Below are 19,466 nucleotides of genomic sequence, written 5' to 3'. Positions count from 1 at the left end.
GCCTCTCCCTACTCAACGCCCCCGACAATGTTAGGCATCAATCCGCGAAAGGGTCAATCGAAGGACGGCGGGCCGGTGAGATCGCCGCCGCTGCCGTCGGTCGGCACCGTGATCTCGATCGTATTGGGATCGACCGTCGGGCCGGTGCCCTTGTAATGCATGATCATCGCCGGAAAGGCGATGGCGAGCGCCACCATGATGAGCTGGATCACCACGAAGGGTACGGCGCCCCAATAGATCTGGCCGGTGGTCACGGGCGCCAGCGTCGCGCCCGTGATGCGGTCCTTGTACGGATTTCGCGGCGCCACCGAGCGCAGATAGAAGAGCGCGAAACCGAAGGGTGGGTGCATGAAGCTCGTCTGCATGTTGATGCCGAGCAGCACGCCGAACCAGATGAGATCTATGCCGAGCACCTCGGCGGGTCCCGCCAGCAACGGCACGATGATGAAGGCGAGCTCGAAGAAGTCGAGGAAAAAAGCCAGCACGAAGACCAGCAGATTGACGAAGATGAGAAAACCGAGCTGGCCGCCCGGCAGGCTGGTGAGCAGATGCTCGACCCATTTATGACCGTCGACGCCATAGAAAGTGAGCGAGAAGACGCGGGCGCCGATCAGGATGAAGATCACGAAGGCGGAGAGATTGCTCGTCTGCTCCAGCGCCTGACGCAGGAGACCGAGATTGAGCTTGCGGCGCGCCAGCGCCAGAAGCAGGGCGCCGGCCGCCCCCATGGCGCCGCCTTCGGTCGGCGTGGCGATGCCCTGGAATATGGTGCCGAGCACCAGGAAGATGAGAATGAGCGGCGGCAGGAGATCGGCGATGATCTTCCACACCGCGGCCGAGATCGGCCGCGACGGCGCGTTGAGAAGCGACACGCCGCCGCCGACAAGCCCGAGCAAGGCGACAAAATAGACCCATTCGCCGGCGATCCAGGCGATGAGATCGAGCAGAAAGTCGAGGCCGCGCTCCGACGCCGGCGCAAGGGCCGCGAAGCCGGCGGCGAAAGCGCCGGCCGCCTTCCACACCACGCCCAGCGCCAGCACGAGGAACAAGGCGCCGACGATCGTCGCCAGAAACTTCGGCATATAGCGCAGGCAGGCGACATAGACGAGGTAAAGGGCGGCGAAGAGACCCAGCATCGCCAGCATGCGTGGGCCCTCCGCGACGACGCGCGCCTCGATCCACTCGCTGACCCCGGGCAGGAAGGCATTGATGAGATCGATGCCGAGCTTCGGCGCGAAGAGCACGATCATGCCCCAGATGATGAGGACGAGCGGGAAGGCGACGGCGATGATCACCGGACGGTAGTCGGCGCCCTTGCCGAAGGAACGCGCCTCGGCCGGCAGTGCCGGGGCCGATTTCGGATAGATCATCGTCATGATGAAGACGTAGATCATGTAGAGCCCGGTCAGCACGAGGCCCGGAATGATGGCGCCCTTGTACATGTCGCCTACCGAGCGGCCGAGCTGGTCGGCGAGGATGATGAGCACGAGACTGGGCGGAATGATCTGCGCCAGCGTGCCGGACGCCGCGATGACGCCCGAGGCGAGGCGGCGATCATAGCCGTAGCGCAGCATGATGGGCAGCGAGATCAGGCCCATGGCGATCACCGAGGCGGCGACGACGCCGGTGGTGGCGGCGAGAAGAGCGCCGACGAAGATGACCGCATAGGCGACGCCGCCCCTGACCGGACCGAAGAGCTTGCCGGCGGTGTCGAGCAGTTCCTCGGCCATGCCGGATCGCTCGAGAATGAGGCCCATGAAGGTGAAGAAGGGAATGGCGAGCAGTGTCTCGTTCGCCATGATGCCGAAGACGCGGTCGGGCAAGGCTTGCAGAAAACTCGGCGAGAACATGCCGAGCCAGATGCCGAGCGCGCCGAAGCCCAAGCCCACGAAGGCCAGCGAGAAGGCGACCGGATAGCCGAGCAGCAGGAAAATGACCAGGGCGGCGAACATGATCGGCGCCATGTTGGCCATGAGGAAGGCGGTCATGCGATCAGGGCCCTTCTATTCAAGCGGCGCGTGGTGGCCTTGCCCGGCATGGGGGTCGGCGATCAAACCGCGCATGACGGCGATGCGCTTGATGAGCTCGGAGATGCCCTGGAGGAAGAGCAGGAAGAAGCCGGCGAGGATAAAGGCGCGCGCCGGCCAGATGATGAGGCCGCCGGCCGAGCCCGACATCTCGCCCGAATACAAGGCGCGCAGCACGAAGGGCGTGCTCTCATAGATCATCAGCGCGGTGAAGGGCAGCAGCATCAGCACATGGCCGAAGATGTCGATCCAGTTGCGGGCGTTCTGCGACAGGCGGCCGGAAAGAATATCGATCCGGATATGCTCGTTTCTTTGCAACGTATAGGCGGCGGCCAGCATGAAGACCGCGCCGAAGAGATACCACTGCAATTCGAGCCAGGCATTCGAGCTCATGTCGAAGGCCTTGCGGATGATCGCATTGCCGGCGCTGACGATAATGGCCGCGAGAATCAGCCATATGACGTTGCGGCCGATAAAGGCCGTGACCGCATCGATCACGCGGCTCAGAGCGAGCAGTCCGCCCATCTGGAAATCCTTCCCCATCTTGGGGCAAATCCTTATCGACAAAGTCTTCAACTTTGTCGGGATTTGCCTTTTCTGTCAGCAGCGTGCCGTCCGCCGCTGTCGCCCGGGTTGACCGGGTCGGTGATTTGGAGCGAAAGATTAGAGGCAAAGCCCGCGAGGCAAAAGCCTGTTTTGAGCGCCGTTCATGCTACCTTCGATTAACCCCACGATCCGCCCGGACGGACGTCAGTCCCAGACCGCCGCCCTCATCCAGAAGGGGGTGTGCCGTTATCTGCGCGCGGCCGGCTTCGCCACGCTGAGCGAATTCACACTCGCCTCGGGCCGGCGCGTCGATGTCATGGCGCTGTCACCGGCGGGGCAGATCTGGATCGTCGAGATCAAATCGTCGCTCGAGGATTTCCGCACCGATCTCAAATGGCCGGAATACCGCGATTTCTGCGACAGGCTCTATTTCGCCATCACGACCGATCTCAGCCCCGAGATCATGCCGGCGGAAGCCGGACTGATCATCGCCGATGGCTGGGGCGCGGAGGTCCAGCGCAACCCCGCCGAGCACTTGCTGCACGCCTCGCGGCGCAAGGCGATGACCTTGAGCTTCGCCCGCGCCGCCGCTCTCAGGCTGCACGGACTCTATGATCCGGAGAATCTTACTTAGGAGCACGCTTGGCGAGGATGCGCTGCAAGGTACGCCGGTGCATATTGAGACGACGCGCCGTTTCCGAGACATTGCGGTTGCACAATTCATAGACGCGCTGGATGTGTTCCCAACGCACCCGGTCGGCCGACATCGGATTTTCGGGCAATGCGGCGCGCGCCCCGCCGGAACCGGTGAGCGCGCTGTAGACCGCATCGGCATCGGCGGGCTTCGCCAGATAATCGATGGCGCCGAGCTTCACCGCGGTGACGGCGGTGGCGATATTGCCGTAGCCGGTCAACACCACGGCGCGCGCGTCGGGCCTTGACCGGTGCAGCGCCTCGATCACGTCGAGGCCGTTGCCGTCGCCCAAGCGCAGGTCGACCACCGCATAGCCTGGGGGCTCCTTGCGCACCTGCTCGACGCCCTCCGCCACGGTTTCCGCCATGCGCACGACGAAGCCGCGCGTCTCCATGGCACGCGCAAGTCTCGTCAGAAACGGCTTGTCGTCATCCACCAGAAGCAGCGTCAGGTCCTGCGGCAAGTTCGGTTCGGTCATCAAGATTGATCCTTTCAGGTTCCCTTATAGGGGCGAACTTGTCGCATCTCAAATCCTAGGACGCACATTACGGTTTACGCTGGGCGACATCCACCCGCGCGCGTGGCCAGGAAATGCGAACGCTGGCGCCATGGTCGGGGTAAGTGCGATTGGCCAGCGCCACCTGGGCGCCGGAACGCTCGAGCAGCGTCTTGGCGATGAAGAAGCCGAGGCCCATGCCTTCGTGGCGGCCGGCGGCGTCACCCGGATCACCCGGCCCGTAGCCCTTACGCGAGGTGACGAAGGGATCGCCCAGCCGGTCGATGATGTCCTGCGAGAAGCCGGGCCCGTCGTCGCGCACCGTGATGGTGACGTCGTTCGCCGACCAGCGTGCCTCGACATCGACACGGGTCGAGGCGAAATCGGCGGCATTCTCGATGAGGTTGCCGAGGCCATAGGTGATGGCGGGATTGCGCTCGAAGACCGGTTCGCCCTCGAGCTTCGGCTTGCCGTCATCGTCGGCATGGGCATCGACGGCGATGATGACGTCGGACCCGCGCAAGGGCGCCACGATGTCCTCGAGCATCACCGGCAGTTTGGCCCGCGCCAATATGGCGTCAGCCGGCGTGTCGCGATTGGCGAGACGCGAGAGGATCTCGCGACAGCGCGCCGCCTGGCTGATCAGGAGATCGATATCCTCGCCGGTATGACCGCCTTGCGGCAGTTCGCGCTTCAGCTCCTTGGCGACGAGCGCGATGGTGGCGAGCGGCGTGCCGAGCTCATGCGCCGCCGCCGCGGCGAGCCCGTCGAGCGCCGACAATCGCTGCTCGCGCGCCAGCACCAGCTCAGTGGCGGAAAGTGCGGCCGACATCTGGCGCGCTTCCTCGGCGATGCGGCGCGCATAGATGGCGGAGAAGACGACGCCGCTCACCAAGGCCGTCCACATGCCGAGAATATAGATGGTGGGAAGCTCCAGCGGCGCCTCGGCGAACCACGGCAGCGGCAAATGATCATAGGCGAGGAAGCTCGCGCAGATGAAAGCGAGGGCGCCTAAGAACAGGGTCCATTTGATCGGCAGCGAGGTGGCCGACACGGTGACCGGCACCAGGAAGAGGAAGGCGAAGGGATTCTGCAGGCCGCCGGTCAGATAAAGCAGCAGCGCCAATTGCAGGATGTCGTAGCCGAGAAGGGCCGCCGCATTGCGGTCGGTGACGAGATTGCCGCGCCAGCGCAAGGTGAGAAAGATGTTGAGCCAGGCCGAAAGCGCTATGGCGGCAAGGCACCAGCCGACCGGCAGATGGAAGCCGAGGAGCCAATGCACGACCACCACCGCCGCCGTCTGGCCGGCGACGGCCAGCCAGCGCAGGCGCACCAGCGTCTTGAGGCGCAAGCCCTGCTGGCCCAGGCCGAGGCCGGGCAGAAAGCTTCGTTCGTCATCGGCATCGAGGGGGAGGTCGGTCGGCATGGCCCGCTTGTAGCAGAGTGACCGCCGGCCGTCAGCGCCCGCGCAGGTCGTGATTTACGCGCGTGGCGAATTCACGGAAACTCACCGTGATCTAGTGTCCCGAATCCGAAGTTCGCCACAGCCAGCGGAACCTTCCGAGCGAACTTCGGATTCGGAAGGACACTAGAAAACTCGAAGATTCTAGTGTGCTTTTGAACGCGAAGTTCCTGTCGGTGCAAGCCGCCTGATATCAGGAACTTCGCGTTCAGCACACTAGTGGCGGAAGTGGCGCATGCCGGTGAAGACCATGGCGAGTCCGAGCTCATCCGCCGCCTTGATGACCTCGGCATCGCGTAGCGAGCCGCCTGGCTGGATCACTGCGGTGACACCGGCTTCCGCCGCGGTGATGAGCCCATCGGCAAAGGGGAAGAAGGCATCCGACGCCACCACCGCACCTTTGGCCAGAGGCTCGGGCAGTCCGGCCGCTTTGGCGGCCTCGGCGCTTTTCGACGCCGCGATCCGTGTCGAATCGATACGCGACATCTGCCCGGCGCCGATACCGACGGTGACCCCCGCCTTGGCATAAACGATGGCATTCGATTTCACATGCTTCGCCACGGTGAAGGCAAATTGCAGATCGGCGAGCTCCGCCGGCGTCGGCGCCCGCTTCGTCACCGTCTTCAGATCGCTCGCATCGACATGGCCGGCATCGCGCGACTGGAGGAGGAAGCCGCCCGCCACGGTCTTGAACAGCTGGCCGGGGCTTCTGGGATCGGGCAGATCCCTGGTGACGAGAAGGCGGAGATTTTTCTTCTCCGCAATGATGGCGCGGGCGCCATCGCTGGCGCCCGGCGCGATGATGACCTCGGTGAAGATCTTCACGATCTCTTCCGCCGCGGCTTCGTCGATCGGACGGTTGAAGGCGATGATGCCGCCAAAGGCGCTCACCGGATCGCAGGCGAGAGCCTGGCGATAGGCTTCGGCCAAGGATGACCCCAGCGCCACGCCGCACGGATTGGCGTGCTTGACGATGACACAGGCGGCAGCGCCCGCTACGGCGAACTCCGCCACGCATTCGAAAGCCGCATCGGTGTCGTTGATGTTGTTATAGGAGAGCTCCTTGCCCTGGATCTGCGTCGCGGTCGCCACCCCTTCGCGGATCTCGGCACTTCTGTAGAAGGCGGCCGACTGATGCGGGTTCTCGCCGTAACGCAGCGTCTGGATGAGCTTGCCGCCAAGTGCTGCATAATCGGGCGCGTCGTCCTTAAGCGCTCGGGTGAAATATCTGTGCGATGGCCGCATCATACGATGCGGTGCGGGCGAAGGCTTTCGCGGCGTAACGGCGGCGCGCTGCCTCGCCCACCGCCCCTTGATGCGCATCGAGCTCGGCGAGCACGCCCGCATAATCGGCGGGATCGACAATGACGGCGAGACTGCCGTGATTCTTGGCGGCGGCGCGGATCATCGCCGGCCCGCCGATGTCGATATTCTCGATCGCCTCGTCCCACCGGGCGCCCTTCGCGGTCACTTCCTCGAAGGGGTAGAGATTGACCACGAGGAGCTCGAAGGGCTCGATCGCCTGGGTCTGGAGGGCTTCAACATGCTCGCGATTGCCGCGATCGGCGAGCAGACCGCCGTGAATCTTGGGATGCAAGGTCTTGACCCGCCCGTCCATGATCTCGGGGAAGCCCGTCACCACCGATACATCCGTCACCGCGAGGCCTTCGGCCTTCAGCGCCTTGGCGGTACCGCCGGTCGAGACGAGCGCTATGCCGTGCGCGATGAGCGCCTTGGCGAAATCCACGAGACCCGTCTTGTCGGAAACGGAAAGCAAAGCGCGGCGGACGGGTGGGGACATGAGGAGGCCTATGACTTGAGACGTGACATGCCGGATGACCCACACACCCTCACCCTGGGGAGCGAGCGCGAGCCAAGCCTCGAAGGGTATGCCGCAATCGTCTCGCCCTATCCTGATGGATGCTTCGAGGGCCGCTGCGCGGCCATCTCAGCAAGAGGGTATTTCGATCACCCGAAGGTGAGGGGTGATCTAGCACAGGCGATGCGTTGGATCACAATGACTTTGGCGCGTTTTCCGCCCCAAAGTCATTGTGATCCATTCTTAAGGATGGGAGCGGGATTTGTGCGAAAAACCGGTGACCACTTTTTCGCATCCCGCTCTGCCATCAGAAAGGCAGTTCCGGCGCCCGGTTCTGTGTCGCTTCGCGGCGATCGCGCTTCGCCAGGCGCTTGAACGCCCAGTTCACCCGGTCATGCCGGCCGATAACGCCCTTGAGCACGATCTGCTGGGTGCGGCGCGGCTGCGGAAGGCCCGCCAGATGGACACTGTCGGCCAGCTCGACCACGCAACCCTTGGCGGCGAAGCGCCAGGCGGCGCGGTTGGCGAGCATCAACATCACCGTGCCGCCATCCTTGGATAAAGTCGCCTTGACCGAGGGATGAAGATGGAAGCGCAGTGTGTAGGACATGCCGGTGAAGTCGGGATCGCTGGCGCCATCGCGGATGAAACGGTCTTCGCCACGGAAGTCGTCGCCCGCCGCACCGAGATAGAGATCGCGCTCATGCAGGAGATTGCCGTCGAGCACGTTGCCGCCATGGAAGATGGTGCCGTGCTGGCTCGTTTCGCTGATGCCGCGCCGCTCGCTCTCTTTCTTTCGTAGCGCCCCGGTCCAGCGCGCCAGCGCCCCTTGCGCGCGATCGGCGGCACCTGCGTCCAGGCTCAGCGTGTTGTGGGCGGCAGGACCCGAGGCGGCATAGATCCAGCGCTTCGAGCCGTCGGCCGGATAACCGCAATTGACGACGATGCGGGCCGGGCCGTCGGAAAATTCGAAAGCCAGCGGTCCCGAACAAGCGGCATCGGCGCCGAAATCGGCGATCACCAGCGCCGGGCCCTGCGCCATGCGGCAGAAGCCCGAATAGGCGGCGAGCGACACCGGCCGGCCGAGCGTCGTGTCCTGGCCGAAAACCGCCCGCATCTGGCGCACCGCCGGATCGGCGACGCCCTGGATGACGGCAAGTCCGTCATCGCCATGGCTGAAGAAGCGTAGCATCGGCAGCATGCGCTCGATGCCGGCGCTGAGCCGCTGCGGCAAGGGCTCACGCGCGGCGATGATGGCCGAGCGCAACGGCACGAGATCGAGCAGGAGATTGAGCAAGGTCGCGGGATTGCGCGAGACATGGCCGCCATCGGGCAAAATCTGCTCAGCGATCGCGAGCTCGAGGCGCTCATAGGCCTCGGCGCGGAAAGCCAGCGAGGATTCGAAGGCGGTGACCGCATAGGCAAGGGCCAGCGCCTGCTCGATGCGGCCGGGCTCATGCGCCATCTGCGCGGTTTCGCGCGCGACGAGGCGCAGGAACTTATCCTCGAAAGTAGTCCCCGCCCCCCTGAGCAGGAAGGGCGTGTGGCGCACCAGCGCCATCAGCCTGACCGCCGCGACATCCGGGCGGCGCGCCTCCTGGGGCAGGCTGCGCGACGCAGCGAGCCAGTCGAGGATCAGCGTACGGGCGAAAGCGCGGTGCATGGCCGAGCCCGCCGCTTCGAGATGGGCGAGCCAAGTGAAGCCATGCAGCTCGATGAGCCAGGCCGGCTCGAGAACCGGCTTCAGGAAGATGCTGGTCGTGCCGCCCGAGATCGTCTGACCGGCGAGAGTGAAGCGATTGCGGTAGATCTGGCGGCCAAGTTCGGGATTGCCGAGGATCAGCGGGATGATCGGCCGGGCGAGCCGCGAGGGGCGCCAGCGGCGCACCAAGTTCCTGCCAAAATCCTGAGCTTTCTCAATAGGTTGAAGCGCAGCTTCGAGGGCCATGCGAAGGGCGCCGAATAACTCGAAACGGGACTCAAGGGCGCGCAGCATGGCGGTGATTCGACGGGCTCGCTCATGGATGGATGGGGCTCGGTCGCCATTGGAGAGCGGTAAGGTTAAGGATTGGCTAATGCCAGCCTGCTGCCCACCCTACTGGCGTCCGAGACGGGCCGCGTAGAACCCGTCAAGTCCTTGATCTGTCCCGATATTCATCGAGGGCAGGGTGCGCAGGTCACCGGCCTCGGTGATGAAGTGGGCCTCGCCTGCGACATCGGCGGGCGACAGCGCCCGGCGGGCGAAATCGGCGTGGCTTGCCAGGAAGCCATCGACTTGCCGCTCGCCCTCCTCGGGCTCGAGTGAGCAGGTGCAGAAAAGCAGACTGCCGCCAGGCTTCACGAAGTGCCGGGCATGCGCCAGCAGCCGCGCCTGCAGTTCCACCAACTCGGCGAGTTGAGCCTCGCTCTTGATATGGGGCAGCTCGGGATGGCGCCTAATGGTGCCGGTCGCCGAGCAGGGCGCATCGAGCAGCACCATGTCGAAGAGCGGGCCGACAGGGAAATCGAGGGCGTTGATGACGTGCAATTCGGCCGCAAGGTTCAGGCGGTCGAGATTCATCTTCACCCGGCTCATGCGCGTCACCGACTGGTCGATCGCGGTGACAAGGGCGCCACCGCCGGCGAGCTGCGCGGTCTTGCCGCCAGGTGCCGCGCAGATATCCAGCACCGTCTTGCCCGCGACATCGCCCAGAAGCCTGACCGGCAGAGCGGCGGCGGCATCCTGCACCCACCAGGCGCCTTCATCATATCCGCTCAACGTCTCGACGGCGCCGGGCTTCTCCGAGAGGCGCACGGACCCCGTCGGCAAGGCCACGCCACCCAGGGCCTCAGCCCAGATTTCCGGTTCGGCCTTGGGCGTGATGTCGAGCGGCGGCGTCCTGACATGGGCGCGGGCGATGTCATGCGCGGTCTTTTTGCCGTAAGCCTTGACCCAGCGCCGCCACAGCCATTGCGGCACGTTGAGATGCGGCTTGTCGAGCGGCTCGACGCCGACGAGCTTGCGCAGCACCGCATTGATCAGCGCCGAGAAATGACGCGAGTCGCGGTCCTCGCGCGCCAGCGTGACGGCGAGATCGAGGACGGCGTGCGGCGGCGCGCCGAGATAGAGAAGCTGGGCCGCGCTCAAGAGCAGGATCAAGGCCGTCTTGCCCGACTTGCGCGGAAGGCGCTTGGCCATGAAACGGTCGAGCACCGCCTCACATTCGCCTTTGCGGCGCAAGGAGGTCTGCACCAGGGCGGTCACGAAGGCGCGGTCGCGCGGCTCGAGATCGCCTGTATGCTCGCGCATGAGCGCTTCGTCGAACGGCCGGGCGTCACCGAGAATGGCGGCAAGTATGGCGAGCGCCGCGCGGCGCGCCGGCAGTCCCGCTTTGCCGCTCTGCACTTTGAGCGCGCTTAACCCCATGGGCCTTTTTGACGCCGCTCAGCGCCGGGGCCTTGGTTGTTGCGGGGTGCGGCGGCCGTCTGGCCGAATTCCCCGGCGATCTTTTGCAGCGCCTCGATACGGTTCTCGGTCGCGGGATGGGTCGAGAACAAATTGTCCATGCGCGCGCCCGACAGGGGATTGATGATGAACATGTGAGCGGAGGCGGGATTGGCTTCCGCCGTATCGTTCTCGATGCGATGCGCAGCACCCGAGATGCGGTTGAGCGCGGAAGCGAGCGCCATCGGCTTGCCGGAAATCTCCGCACCGCCGCGATCGGCCGAATATTCGCGGGTGCGGCTGATCGCCATCTGCACCAGCATGGCGGCGAGCGGCGCCAGGATGATCATCGCTATCGTAGCGATTGGACCCAGACCCGAGTTGCGGTCGCGGCCGCCGAAGAAGAAGGCAAAATTGCCGAGCATCGATATGGCGCCGGCAATGGTGGCGGTGATCGTCATGATGAGCGTGTCGCGGTTGCGGATATGGGCGAGCTCATGCGCCATCACGCCTTCGATCTCATCATAATTCAGCGACGACAGTAAACCGGTCGTTGCCGCGACCGCAGCATTCTCAGGATTGCGGCCGGTGGCAAAGGCGTTGGGCTGCGGATTCTCCATGACATAGACTTTGGGCATCGGCAGGCCGGCATTCTGCGAAAGGCGCTCGATCATGTCATAGAAGTCGGGTGCGGCGGCGCGGTCGATGGCGCGCGCGCCATGCATGCGCAGCACCATCTTGTCGGAATTCCAGTAGGAAAACGCGTTCATGCCGAGCGAAAAGATGAGCGCCATGACGACACCCGTCTGGCCGCCGATGGCATAACCGACCGCCAGAAACAGGGCCGTCAGCCCCGCCAGCAGAATTGCGGTACGCATCACGTTCATCGGCCTGGTCTCCTCATGCCAAGTCACCCGCCTTGCTGGGGGCGCAATCGGGCCCTTATATGATGGTTATGACAAAGGTCCAGGACAAGACCGAAAAGGCGGTTTCGGACGCCGCCCGGCGCGCGCTGGCCGAAGCCGAAGCCCGGCGCAAAGCGGCGCAGGCGCCTCGACTTCCCACGGAGGTCAATGGCCGCGACGGCCCGGAACCCACCCGCTTCGGCGACTGGGAAGTGAAGGGCATCGCCAGCGATTTCTAGAATCCCAACGCGCGGCGCACATCCTGCGGCGTGACACCTTCGGCGCGCAGATCGCGGAGAGATCTGCTGCCGAGACTCTTCGACAATTTGCGGCCCCGCGCATCGTCGATCAGCCCATGGTGAAAATAACGCAGCGTCGGAAGCGCCAGCAGCTGCTGCAGCACGAGATGGATCGATGTGGCCTGAAAGAGATCGCGGCCGCGCACCACATGGGTGATCGCCTGACGCGCATCGTCGACGACGACGGCGATGTGATAGCTCGTGCCGATATCCTTGCGCGCCAGCACGACATCGCCCCAGGCTTCAGGGCAGGCGCGCTCATGAACAACCTCGCCTGAGCTTTCCTCGCTGAAGGACAGGGGTTCGCCTATGCGCGCCACGGCGTCGTCCATGACGATCCGCCAGGCATGGGGCAGAGCACGCGCCAGGCGCGCCTCGCGTTCATCCTGGCTCAGCTGCCGGCAAGTGCCCGGATAGACCGGCTGCCCCTCGGGATCACGCGTCTCATGCGCCGCAGCCTTCAGCGCGATATCGCGGCGCGAGCAGAAACAGGGATAGAGCAGTCCCGCATCGCGCAGGCGCTGCTGGGCGGCATGATAACGGGCAAGATGGGCGCTCTGGCGCAGCACCGGCTCTTCCCAGGCGAGGCCGAGCCAGGCGAGATCGGCGAGCATGGCCTGGGTGAGCTCGTCGGTGCAGCGCGGCTGGTCGATATCCTCGATGCGCAAAAGGAAACGCCCGCCCGCCTCACGCGCCATCCTCTCATTGAGGAGCGCCGAAAAAGCGTGGCCCAGATGCAGGCGGCCATTGGGGCTCGGCGCGAATCGGAAAGTGGGACGGCTCATGACTGTTCTCGACGGTGAGATGGCCTATAACACGCGCCATGTTCAAGACCATCGAGACGGAAGCCGATATCGCCGAAGGCGTCGCGTGGCTGCGCGCCCGCGAGCCGCGCTTCGGCGCCGTCATCGAGGTGAGCGGCCTGCCGCCGCTGCGGCGCGCCGAAGGCGGGCTGCCGGGGCTTCTGCGCATCATCACCGAGCAGATGATCTCGCTCCAGGCGGCCGAGGCGATCTGGCAGCGCCTCGCCCGCGACCTGGCGCCGCTCGACCCGCCGGCCATCCTGAGGCGGCGACACGCTACCTTGATGAGGCTCGGCCTGTCCGGCGCTAAGAGCCGCACCTTCCACGCCTTGGCGCGGGCCGCGCATAAGGGCGAGTTCACCGTCGAAAGCCTGCATCTTAGGCCGGACGAGGAGATTATCGCCGCACTGGTGGCGCTGCCCGGCATAGGGCCATGGACAGCCGACATCTATGTACTCTCCTGTCTTGGGCGGGCGGATGCCTGGCCGACCGGCGACCTGGCGCTGCAGGCCGCCGCCGCGCATCTGTTCGGGCTGGACAAGCGGCCCGATGCCCGCGCCATGACGCGCCTTGCCGAAGACTGGCGGCCATGGCGTTCCGTAGCGGCAAGATTACTCTGGGCGCATTATCGCAGCCTCAAGGGCCTGCCACAGGCTGTAGTGTGATTAAAAAGCGCTTCACAGGCCTGACACACAAGATGTAGAATATAGCCGTTATGTTAGAGGAGGAAGGTGCCGGAGTTCACCATCCAACCATATCTCCGGAGGCATGCCCTGCATTGGTCCTCAATGCGGATTTTCGGCCTCTGAGTTATTACCCGCTTTCGCTGTGGAGCTGGCAGGACGCCATAAAAGCGGTCTTTCTCGATCGTGTGAATATCGTTTCCGAATATGATCGTGTGGTGCGCAGCCCAGCTTTCGAAATGCGCATCCCCTCGGTCGTGTCGCTCAAGACCTATGTGAAGCCGGCGCGCAACCCGGCCTTCACCCGGTTCAACCTTTTTCTGCGCGACCGCTTCACCTGCCAATATTGCGGCGATCGGAGGGACCTCACCTTCGACCACGTCATCCCACGGTCGAAAGGCGGTCAGACGACGTGGGACAATGTGGTGACGGCATGCTCACCCTGTAATCTGCTCAAAGGCGGCCAGATGCCCAAAGAGGCGCGCATGTGGCCCGAACACAAGCCGGTCCGGCCGACCATCAGCCAACTCCATTCCAATGGCCGCATGTTCCCGCCGAACTTCCTGCATGACAGCTGGCAGGACTATCTCTACTGGGACACCGAGCTGGAGCCCTGATCGCTCATCGGCGCAGCGGCAGACCTCGATATTTCATCCAAGAACGCGAGACGACAGGGAAGGCCATATCAATCGGCCGCCGTGTCATGACTGTTGCGGTATCGGCACAGGCAATGCCACGATGATTTGCGCATCGGACTATCCGAAAACCGCTTCGCTTGGTCGGGTCAAGCCCGACCACAAGCTTTTCGGTCCGATACGGCTAGCTAGATCTTGCGTGACGCGCCCTTTAGCGCGACGACCGCGAGCACGGCGCAGATCACCGCATTCCAGCCGGCGAGCGAGAGACCGAAAATGCGGATCGCTGCCTCCTCGCAGCTCACCACCGGCTCGTTGGTGAGGCTGGGCAGGCCCTCTCCCACGCTGCCGCCGCAGGTCGTCGGACCCGGCCAGAACTTCCATTCGGCGCCGGCGTGATAGATGCCGAAGACGCTGTTGGCGATGAAGATGAGCGCCAGCAGGAGCAATCCCCAGCGGGCGATGCCGGCATTGCTGCGGGCGACGCCGGCGACGATCAGGCTCAGGGGAATGGCGGCGTAGTAAGCCCAGCGCTGCATGTAGCAGAGGGGGCAGGGCTCATAGCCCGCCCACTGGAACAGGAAAGCGCCGATGATCGTCAGCAGGCTGACGATGAAGATGAACATCAGGGCATTGCGTTGGGTGATCATTTGTCCTTCTGCAACTGCTCGGGCCGATGCTCAGCACGCGGCGATCGTGCCGCCGCCGAGATACTTGGCGGCGAAGTAAAGCGCAATGAGTATGGCGGCGGCAAGGCCGGCGAGGAGGCCCAGCCGCTTTTCGATGAAATGACGGATCGACCAGCCATAGCGCCGCATGGCCCAGGCCAATGCCATGAAGCGGGCGCCGCGGGCGATGATGCAGGACAAGACGAAGAAGGTGAAGGAGACCTGGACGACGCCCGCCAGGATCGTGACCACCTTGATCGGGGGCAGATGGGCGAGGCCCGATGTCACCAGCAGCAGCATGATCGTGTCTTCACCGGTGCATTGGCGCAATTGCTCGAATTCGTCGAACTTGCCGTAGAATTCGAGCACGGGCCGCGCCAGCGTGTCATAGGCGAAGAGGCCGAGGAAATAGCCGGCGATGCCGCCCAAGGTCGAGGCGATGGTGGCGACGATGGCATAGCGATAGGCGCGTTCCGGCCGCGCCAGCGCCATGGGCAAAAAGAGGACATCGGCCGGTATGAGGAAGACCGAGCTTTCGATGAAGGCGATGACGGCGAGCCAGACCTCCGCCGTCTTGCGGGCGGCCAGTGAAAGAGTCCAGTCATAAAGGGAACGAAGCATGGCGAAGTTGTCTAGCTGGAGAGAAGGGTTCCGTCGAGGGTCTGCCTCAACGCGGGTCGTAGGCGTAGTCGGCGAGCAGACGAGCGGCCGCGCGCGCATCGAAATCGGGACGACGCACGAAGATGGAGAGATCGTTAACGCGTACGATCTCGCGGGCGATGAGGGCCGCATCGTGATAATGCAGCCGCGAGGCATAATCGTGAAAGGCGACAAAGGCCTGATCACCGGCATGGAGCAGCACCTGGACGAGGCAGGCCACGCGGAAGCGCCCGTCGATGAGATAGAGGTCTCCCTGGGCCGCGGCGGGGTCGCCCCATATGCTGGCATGATAGGACGGCCAGCGCTCACGCGCCGTTTCGTTGGCAGGAAAGCCCCACTCCCCCGTGTCGCCGATATCGACGAAGGTGAGATTGGGGAAGAGCCGCGTCTTGCGGGCCCGGCATTCCGAGGCGACGCGATCGAGCCAGGCCTTCGACGAATCCAGGCTCATCACCTGCTCGCCCGCCAGCGACGCCGCCAGCACGGTGCTGGCGCCTGAGCCGAATTCGACATAGCGGCGGGCGCAGCGGACAAAACCGGTGAACAGGCTCCATTCGTCGGGGCTCATCGTCACATGCACGGTCGGTCGACCTCCTGAAGTTTCCGGATTTGGTGGTGCTGGAACGGTCAATCGTGCCCGGGGCGCACACGGCGCAACGACTTGACCTTGGAATTGCGCGACTTGGCGTCAAGCCGACGCTGCTTGGAGGCCTTGGTCGGCTTGGTGGCGATGCGCTTTTTCGGCCGTATCGCGGCGCGGCGCAGAAGCGCCAGGAGCCGGCTCCTGGCTTCGGCGCGGTTGCGCTCCTGCGAGCGATGCGTATCGGAGGCGATGACCAGCACACCCTCGAGGGTCAGCTGGCGCCCGGCGAGAAGCTGCAGGCGCTGAATCATGTCGATGGGCAGAGCGGCGCGGGCAAGATCGAAGCGCAACTCTACCGCCGTCGCGACCTTGTTGACATTCTGCCCGCCCGGGCCCGAGGCGCGGATGAAGCGCTCGCTGAGCGAGTCTTCCGGGATGGATATTGTGCCGGTGATGCGGATCATGCCGGCAATCTAGCGCGCCTCCCCGCGAAGTGGAATCACTTCGCCGAAAAGGATCCGCCGGACGTCCCAAGAAATTGGGACGTCCGGCGCATCCGGACCCGATTACGCGGCGACGGCCCTATGGCCGAGGCCGACAAATTGCAGAAGGCCGAATAGACCGACGGCGGCGGCCTGGAAGATGACGAAGCCATGGCCCAGCGCATTGGGTGCCAGCCAGCCCAGAAGCACGACAATTGACCCGAGCGTCCAGAGCGCGTTGCCGGCGATGATCAGCCAGACCGGCGCCACCGGGATGGTGCGGCGGGTCGCGGTCCAGAGGACGAAGAGGACATAGGGCACGAGCAGGAGTCCGGCCTCGAAGAGAAGCTCTCCCGGTATGGCGAGTAGTCCGGACAGAAAGCCGGCGCCGGCGATCATCAGGGCCCCGGTGGCGCCCGATGCGACGGCATCGGCGAAGAGGACGTAACGGAGGAAATCGGGGTGGCGGGTCAGCATGACAGGCTCCTTTGTTGCTGGTGCGATGATGCGGAGCGCCAGGAAGCAAGTCGATTACCTTGGAGGTCATGGAGCCGACGCGGGCCCTCGGCTATCGTGGCGCCATGAACGATGTCCCCAAGACCTTCGGCGACCATCTGCGCGACTGGCGCCGCCGGCGCCGCGTCAGCCAGCTCGATCTCGCCTCGGAAGCCGAGATCTCCACCCGCCATCTGAGCTTCATCGAGACCGGCCGCTCGGTCCCCTCGCGCGGCATGGTACTGCGATTGGCCGACGTGATCGACCTGCCGCTGCGCGAACGCAATCAGCTGCTGCTGGCGGCGGGTTATGCGCCGGCCTACCCCGAACGCAAGCTCGACGATCCCTCACTGAGCGCGGCCCAGGACGCCATCGGTCTGATCCTCAAAGGGCACGAACCCTATCCGGCACTGGCGGTTGACCGGCATTGGACACTTGTCGCCGCCAACGGCACGGTGACGAAGCTCATGGCGGGAGCGGCCCCCCACCTCCTTGCCGAGCCCATCAATGTTTTGCGCCTCAGCCTTCACCCGGAGGGCCTGGCGCCCCGGATCGAGAATCTGAGCGAATGGCGGGCGCATCTGCTCGACCGGCTGCGCCGGCAGATCGACGTGACCGGCGATGCCACCCTGGATGCCCTCCTGGACGAGCTCAGGGCCTATCCGCATCCCGCCAGCCGGACGCCGCATCCCGATTATGGCGGAGTGGCGGTGCCCTTCCGGCTCAAAATGCCAGAGGGCGTTCTGTCGTTCTTCTCGACCACCACGGTTTTCGGGACGCCCGTCGATGTCACCTTGTCGGAGCTGGCGCTGGAAAGCTTCTTTCCGGCCGATCCTCAGACGGCCGAGGCGCTGCGCCAGCTTTCAGGTTGACGGAAGGCCCGGCCTCCCTCTACATCCTGCCCCTGGTTTGGCCTCTGTGGCGGAATGGTAGACGCGGCAGACTCAAAATCTGTTGCTCGCAAGGGCGTGGGGGTTCGAGTCCCTCCAGGGGCACCAATAAAATCAACTGCCTAAATCCGAACGACAAGCCAGGCGGCGATGGGCTCATCGGCCGCGTCCGCACTGTGTCCTCAAAATGGGGCTGCAGCTGAGGCAGGCATCATGCGCGCGGCGTGCCAGGGTCGGGCGGCGTCGGCGGCTTAAGGGGGGCGGGATGGTTGCGCCCGGCGTCGGGCCGCATGTAACCGGGCCTCTGGCACGCTTGGCTCGGGAGGGCAGCTGTGTGCATATTGATGGTGCCTAAACGCGCTTACTTTCGGCGATATTGTAGTGATCATGGATCGCCCTTACGATCTCCTTAAACTTTCGATTTCATGAAGGTTCACCGGTGGGATCCAGCAGGATGCAAGTCACTACTGGGATGGTTGGTCAGGGGTTTTACAATCGCCATTCAGCACCACAATGGGCAGCGATTGAACACGTCCTGCCCTGGCTTGAAATCGCCCTGGAGTCGATGGAGCTGCCAGTTGCGCCAAATGCCATTTCACTGACAGACTTCGGATGCTCAGAAGGCAAGAATTCCGTTGCTGTCATGCAACGCCTCCTGCCCGTGTTACGGCGGCGAACACATCAACCGCTGTTGACCATCCATAGTGACCTTCCGACCAATGACTTCTCCGAGCTCTTCAAGAGATTGCAAGCGGACGGAAAATCGGTTTTTGCGTCTGAACACACTTATGCCAGCGCGGTCGCCGGCTCAATGTACGACCAGCTGATTCCGGGGGCAACCGCCAGCGTAGCGATGAGCTTCAATGCGATCGGATATCTCAGCCGGCGGCCGCTTGACCACCTTCCCGGATACATTCTTCCAAACGGGCCAAGTGCGATCCGCAACATTGGCATCGTCAGCAAGGAGGAGCGTGCCGCATTCGCCCATCAGGCGGGGAACGATATGACCGCCTTCCTAAAGGCAAGAGCCGCCGAACTTGTGAGCGGCGGCAAGCTTCTTGTCCAGGTTTTCGGCGCAGACGGGAACGAATGCACTGGCGATGGGATCTATGACGCATTGAATGATGCGGTTCTTGAATTGTGCGACGCCGGACGGATATCGAGGGAAGAGTACGCTCGGTACTATCAACCGATCTATTTCCGAACGCTTGCGGAACTTGTCGAGCCAGTATCAAGGCCCGATGCCGAACTTGCCTCGCTCTATAGACTTGAGCGGGCAGAGACCTATGATGCAACGGTTCCATTTGTAGAACACTATCGGACCAACGGAGACACGGCCGCGTTCGCACTGGCCTTTACCAGCTTTTTCCGCGCCTTTACCGAGCCCGTTTTCAGAATGACTCTTCGGGACCGCACCGACATTGATTCGCTTGTGTCAGATCTATTCTCAACTTCAGAGCGCCTAATACGTGAGAATCCCGAAAACTATCCGTTCCGCAACATCTGTGTTGCCGCCCTCATGACGCGTCTCTAGCCGGGGCTACGTCGAAGTGGCCACATTTTCTCCGCTGGCTACGCGTTCCATGAGAGCTTTCTCTGCATTTTTTGTAATAGGGAGGCGACACGCCCATTCGACTTCGTCGCGGGTCAAGCCCACATCCTGGAGCACCCGATCATCAAGCCGGGCCAGTCGGCCTATCGCTCCCTGGGACAGCCAGTTGCTGATGACGCGTTTGAAGAATCCCAGCTGACCCGGTGTAGTCGCCACAGCCTTGGCATGGCGTCGCTTGTCGAGGCTTTGGACAGCAATGTCGGTCATTGCAGTCTCTCCTTGTCACGAGACGAACAATTGACCTCACCGCCGTAAAAACGGTGTGGGGCTGCCCGGCAAAAGG

General features: G+C 63.8%; 20 protein-coding genes, 1 tRNA gene and 1 pseudogene. 7 read left to right on the top strand and 15 right to left on the bottom strand.

Annotated elements, in window-relative coordinates:
* Positions 1–53: 53 nt before the first annotated feature.
* On the bottom strand, positions 54–1,988 hold the full coding sequence (locus G5V57_RS11435) for a TRAP transporter large permease subunit (RefSeq protein WP_165167620.1): 1,935 nt from the start codon (positions 1,986–1,988) through the stop codon (positions 54–56).
* A gap of 15 nt (positions 1,989–2,003) precedes the next feature.
* On the bottom strand, positions 2,004–2,552 hold the full coding sequence (locus tag G5V57_RS11430) for a TRAP transporter small permease subunit (RefSeq protein WP_165174032.1): 549 nt from the start codon (positions 2,550–2,552) through the stop codon (positions 2,004–2,006).
* A 184-nt stretch (positions 2,553–2,736) separates the two neighbouring features.
* Between G5V57_RS11430 and G5V57_RS11425 the strand changes: the two genes are divergently transcribed.
* Positions 2,737–3,207, top strand: a complete 471-nt coding sequence (locus tag G5V57_RS11425) for an MmcB family DNA repair protein (RefSeq protein ID WP_165167619.1) — start codon at positions 2,737–2,739, stop codon at positions 3,205–3,207.
* Here G5V57_RS11425 and G5V57_RS11420 read toward each other — a convergent pair.
* The 6 genes and pseudogenes from G5V57_RS11420 to htpX form a co-directional block, all read right to left on the bottom strand.
* Positions 3,200–3,745 carry an ActR/PrrA/RegA family redox response regulator transcription factor gene (locus tag G5V57_RS11420; RefSeq protein ID WP_165167617.1) on the bottom strand — a complete coding sequence of 182 codons (546 nt, stop codon included), beginning with the start codon at positions 3,743–3,745 and terminating at the stop codon, positions 3,200–3,202. The two genes, G5V57_RS11425 and G5V57_RS11420, sit on opposite strands and share 8 nt — an antisense overlap.
* 67 nt (positions 3,746–3,812) lie before the next feature.
* Positions 3,813–5,189 (bottom strand): ActS/PrrB/RegB family redox-sensitive histidine kinase, encoded by a 1,377-nt coding sequence (locus tag G5V57_RS11415; RefSeq protein WP_165167616.1) that lies wholly within the window; start codon positions 5,187–5,189, stop codon positions 3,813–3,815.
* A gap of 252 nt (positions 5,190–5,441) precedes the next feature.
* Positions 5,442–7,026 (bottom strand): annotated as a pseudogene (gene purH, locus G5V57_RS11410) (bifunctional phosphoribosylaminoimidazolecarboxamide formyltransferase/IMP cyclohydrolase).
* Positions 7,027–7,351: 325 nt separating this feature from the next.
* Entirely contained in the window at positions 7,352–8,932 is a 1,581-nt protein-coding gene (locus G5V57_RS11405; protein WP_165167615.1) for a heparinase II/III family protein, read from the bottom strand.
* Positions 8,933–9,139: 207 nt separating this feature from the next.
* A complete protein-coding gene (locus G5V57_RS11400) occupies positions 9,140–10,450 on the bottom strand; it encodes an RsmB/NOP family class I SAM-dependent RNA methyltransferase (RefSeq protein WP_165167613.1) in 1,311 nt (436 codons plus the stop codon).
* A complete protein-coding gene (gene htpX, locus G5V57_RS11395) occupies positions 10,441–11,355 on the bottom strand; it encodes a zinc metalloprotease HtpX (RefSeq protein WP_165167611.1) in 915 nt (304 codons plus the stop codon). Before htpX ends, G5V57_RS11400 begins: the two co-directional genes overlap by 10 nt.
* A gap of 68 nt (positions 11,356–11,423) precedes the next feature.
* Between htpX and G5V57_RS11390 the strand changes: the two genes are divergently transcribed.
* Entirely contained in the window at positions 11,424–11,612 is a 189-nt protein-coding gene (locus G5V57_RS11390) for a DUF1674 domain-containing protein (protein WP_206530247.1), read from the top strand.
* Here the strand turns inward: G5V57_RS11390 and gluQRS are convergent.
* Positions 11,609–12,457 (bottom strand): tRNA glutamyl-Q(34) synthetase GluQRS, encoded by an 849-nt coding sequence (gene gluQRS / locus G5V57_RS11385; protein ID WP_165167607.1) that lies wholly within the window; start codon positions 12,455–12,457, stop codon positions 11,609–11,611. The two genes, G5V57_RS11390 and gluQRS, sit on opposite strands and share 4 nt — an antisense overlap.
* Before the next feature lie 38 nt (positions 12,458–12,495).
* Between gluQRS and G5V57_RS11380 the strand changes: the two genes are divergently transcribed.
* Both G5V57_RS11380 and G5V57_RS11375 read left to right on the top strand, forming a co-directional pair.
* Positions 12,496–13,140: a DNA-3-methyladenine glycosylase gene (locus tag G5V57_RS11380; RefSeq protein WP_165167606.1), complete on the top strand. Its 645-nt coding sequence runs from the start codon at positions 12,496–12,498 to the stop codon at positions 13,138–13,140.
* Between the two features lie 50 nt (positions 13,141–13,190).
* Entirely contained in the window at positions 13,191–13,775 is a 585-nt protein-coding gene (locus G5V57_RS11375) for an HNH endonuclease (RefSeq protein ID WP_165167604.1), read from the top strand.
* 206 nt (positions 13,776–13,981) lie between these two features.
* On the opposite strand, the gene G5V57_RS11370 is transcribed toward G5V57_RS11375, so the two are convergent.
* The 5 genes from G5V57_RS11370 to G5V57_RS11350 form a co-directional block, all read right to left on the bottom strand.
* Positions 13,982–14,443, bottom strand: coding sequence for a disulfide bond formation protein B (locus G5V57_RS11370; RefSeq protein WP_165167603.1), 462 nt, complete (start codon positions 14,441–14,443; stop codon positions 13,982–13,984).
* A 30-nt stretch (positions 14,444–14,473) separates the two neighbouring features.
* Positions 14,474–15,082 carry a YqaA family protein gene (locus G5V57_RS11365; protein WP_165167602.1) on the bottom strand — a complete coding sequence of 203 codons (609 nt, stop codon included), beginning with the start codon at positions 15,080–15,082 and terminating at the stop codon, positions 14,474–14,476.
* A gap of 46 nt (positions 15,083–15,128) precedes the next feature.
* Positions 15,129–15,701 (bottom strand): hypothetical protein, encoded by a 573-nt coding sequence (locus G5V57_RS11360; protein WP_165167601.1) that lies wholly within the window; start codon positions 15,699–15,701, stop codon positions 15,129–15,131.
* A gap of 47 nt (positions 15,702–15,748) precedes the next feature.
* The gene (gene arfB, locus G5V57_RS11355) at positions 15,749–16,168 is read right to left on the bottom strand and encodes an alternative ribosome rescue aminoacyl-tRNA hydrolase ArfB (RefSeq protein ID WP_165167600.1); all 420 of its coding nucleotides are present in this window, start codon (positions 16,166–16,168) and stop codon (positions 15,749–15,751) included.
* Between the two features lie 102 nt (positions 16,169–16,270).
* On the bottom strand, positions 16,271–16,663 hold the full coding sequence (locus G5V57_RS11350; protein WP_165167599.1) for a hypothetical protein: 393 nt from the start codon (positions 16,661–16,663) through the stop codon (positions 16,271–16,273).
* A gap of 104 nt (positions 16,664–16,767) precedes the next feature.
* Between G5V57_RS11350 and G5V57_RS11345 the strand changes: the two genes are divergently transcribed.
* The 3 genes from G5V57_RS11345 (at position 16,768) to G5V57_RS11335 (ending at position 19,105) form a co-directional block, all read left to right on the top strand.
* A complete protein-coding gene (locus tag G5V57_RS11345; protein WP_165174030.1) occupies positions 16,768–17,553 on the top strand; it encodes a helix-turn-helix domain-containing protein in 786 nt (261 codons plus the stop codon).
* 40 nt (positions 17,554–17,593) lie between these two features.
* Positions 17,594–17,679 (top strand) — tRNA-Leu (locus G5V57_RS11340).
* A 346-nt stretch (positions 17,680–18,025) separates the two neighbouring features.
* Complete coding sequence (locus tag G5V57_RS11335; RefSeq protein ID WP_165167598.1) at positions 18,026–19,105, top strand: class I SAM-dependent methyltransferase; 1,080 nt, start codon at positions 18,026–18,028, stop codon at positions 19,103–19,105.
* Positions 19,106–19,111: 6 nt separating this feature from the next.
* Here G5V57_RS11335 and G5V57_RS11330 read toward each other — a convergent pair whose 3' ends face one another.
* Positions 19,112–19,390 (bottom strand): DUF1127 domain-containing protein, encoded by a 279-nt coding sequence (locus G5V57_RS11330; RefSeq protein ID WP_165167597.1) that lies wholly within the window; start codon positions 19,388–19,390, stop codon positions 19,112–19,114.
* Positions 19,391–19,466 lie beyond the last annotated feature (76 nt).

The sequence above is a fragment of the Nordella sp. HKS 07 genome, from assembly GCF_011046735.1.
Taxonomy (GTDB): Bacteria; Pseudomonadota; Alphaproteobacteria; order Rhizobiales; family Aestuariivirgaceae; genus Taklimakanibacter.
The sequence above is the reverse complement of the archived record's forward strand: the minus strand, read 5'-3'. Positions and strand labels throughout refer to the sequence as shown.

Excerpts from the sequence above, each read along its gene's own strand:
- G5V57_RS11435 (WP_165167620.1), bottom strand. The coding sequence starts at position 1,988 with ATGACCGCCTTCCTCATGGCCAACATGGCGCCGATCATGTTCGCCGCC.
- G5V57_RS11430 (WP_165174032.1), bottom strand. The coding sequence starts at position 2,552 with ATGGGCGGACTGCTCGCTCTGAGCCGCGTGATCGATGCGGTCACGGCC.
- G5V57_RS11425 (WP_165167619.1), top strand. The coding sequence starts at position 2,737 with ATGCTACCTTCGATTAACCCCACGATCCGCCCGGACGGACGTCAGTCC.
- G5V57_RS11420 (WP_165167617.1), bottom strand. The coding sequence starts at position 3,745 with ATGACCGAACCGAACTTGCCGCAGGACCTGACGCTGCTTCTGGTGGAT.
- G5V57_RS11415 (WP_165167616.1), bottom strand. The coding sequence starts at position 5,189 with ATGCCGACCGACCTCCCCCTCGATGCCGATGACGAACGAAGCTTTCTG.
- G5V57_RS11400 (WP_165167613.1), bottom strand. The coding sequence starts at position 10,450 with ATGGGGTTAAGCGCGCTCAAAGTGCAGAGCGGCAAAGCGGGACTGCCG.
- htpX (WP_165167611.1), bottom strand. The coding sequence starts at position 11,355 with ATGAACGTGATGCGTACCGCAATTCTGCTGGCGGGGCTGACGGCCCTG.
- G5V57_RS11390 (WP_206530247.1), top strand. The coding sequence starts at position 11,424 with ATGACAAAGGTCCAGGACAAGACCGAAAAGGCGGTTTCGGACGCCGCC.
- gluQRS (WP_165167607.1), bottom strand. The coding sequence starts at position 12,457 with ATGAGCCGTCCCACTTTCCGATTCGCGCCGAGCCCCAATGGCCGCCTG.
- G5V57_RS11380 (WP_165167606.1), top strand. The coding sequence starts at position 12,496 with ATGTTCAAGACCATCGAGACGGAAGCCGATATCGCCGAAGGCGTCGCG.
- G5V57_RS11375 (WP_165167604.1), top strand. The coding sequence starts at position 13,191 with ATGTTAGAGGAGGAAGGTGCCGGAGTTCACCATCCAACCATATCTCCG.
- G5V57_RS11370 (WP_165167603.1), bottom strand. The coding sequence starts at position 14,443 with ATGATCACCCAACGCAATGCCCTGATGTTCATCTTCATCGTCAGCCTG.
- G5V57_RS11365 (WP_165167602.1), bottom strand. The coding sequence starts at position 15,082 with ATGCTTCGTTCCCTTTATGACTGGACTCTTTCACTGGCCGCCCGCAAG.
- arfB (WP_165167600.1), bottom strand. The coding sequence starts at position 16,168 with ATGATCCGCATCACCGGCACAATATCCATCCCGGAAGACTCGCTCAGC.
- G5V57_RS11350 (WP_165167599.1), bottom strand. The coding sequence starts at position 16,663 with ATGCTGACCCGCCACCCCGATTTCCTCCGTTACGTCCTCTTCGCCGAT.
- G5V57_RS11345 (WP_165174030.1), top strand. The coding sequence starts at position 16,768 with ATGAACGATGTCCCCAAGACCTTCGGCGACCATCTGCGCGACTGGCGC.
- G5V57_RS11335 (WP_165167598.1), top strand. The coding sequence starts at position 18,026 with ATGCAAGTCACTACTGGGATGGTTGGTCAGGGGTTTTACAATCGCCAT.
- G5V57_RS11330 (WP_165167597.1), bottom strand. The coding sequence starts at position 19,390 with ATGACCGACATTGCTGTCCAAAGCCTCGACAAGCGACGCCATGCCAAG.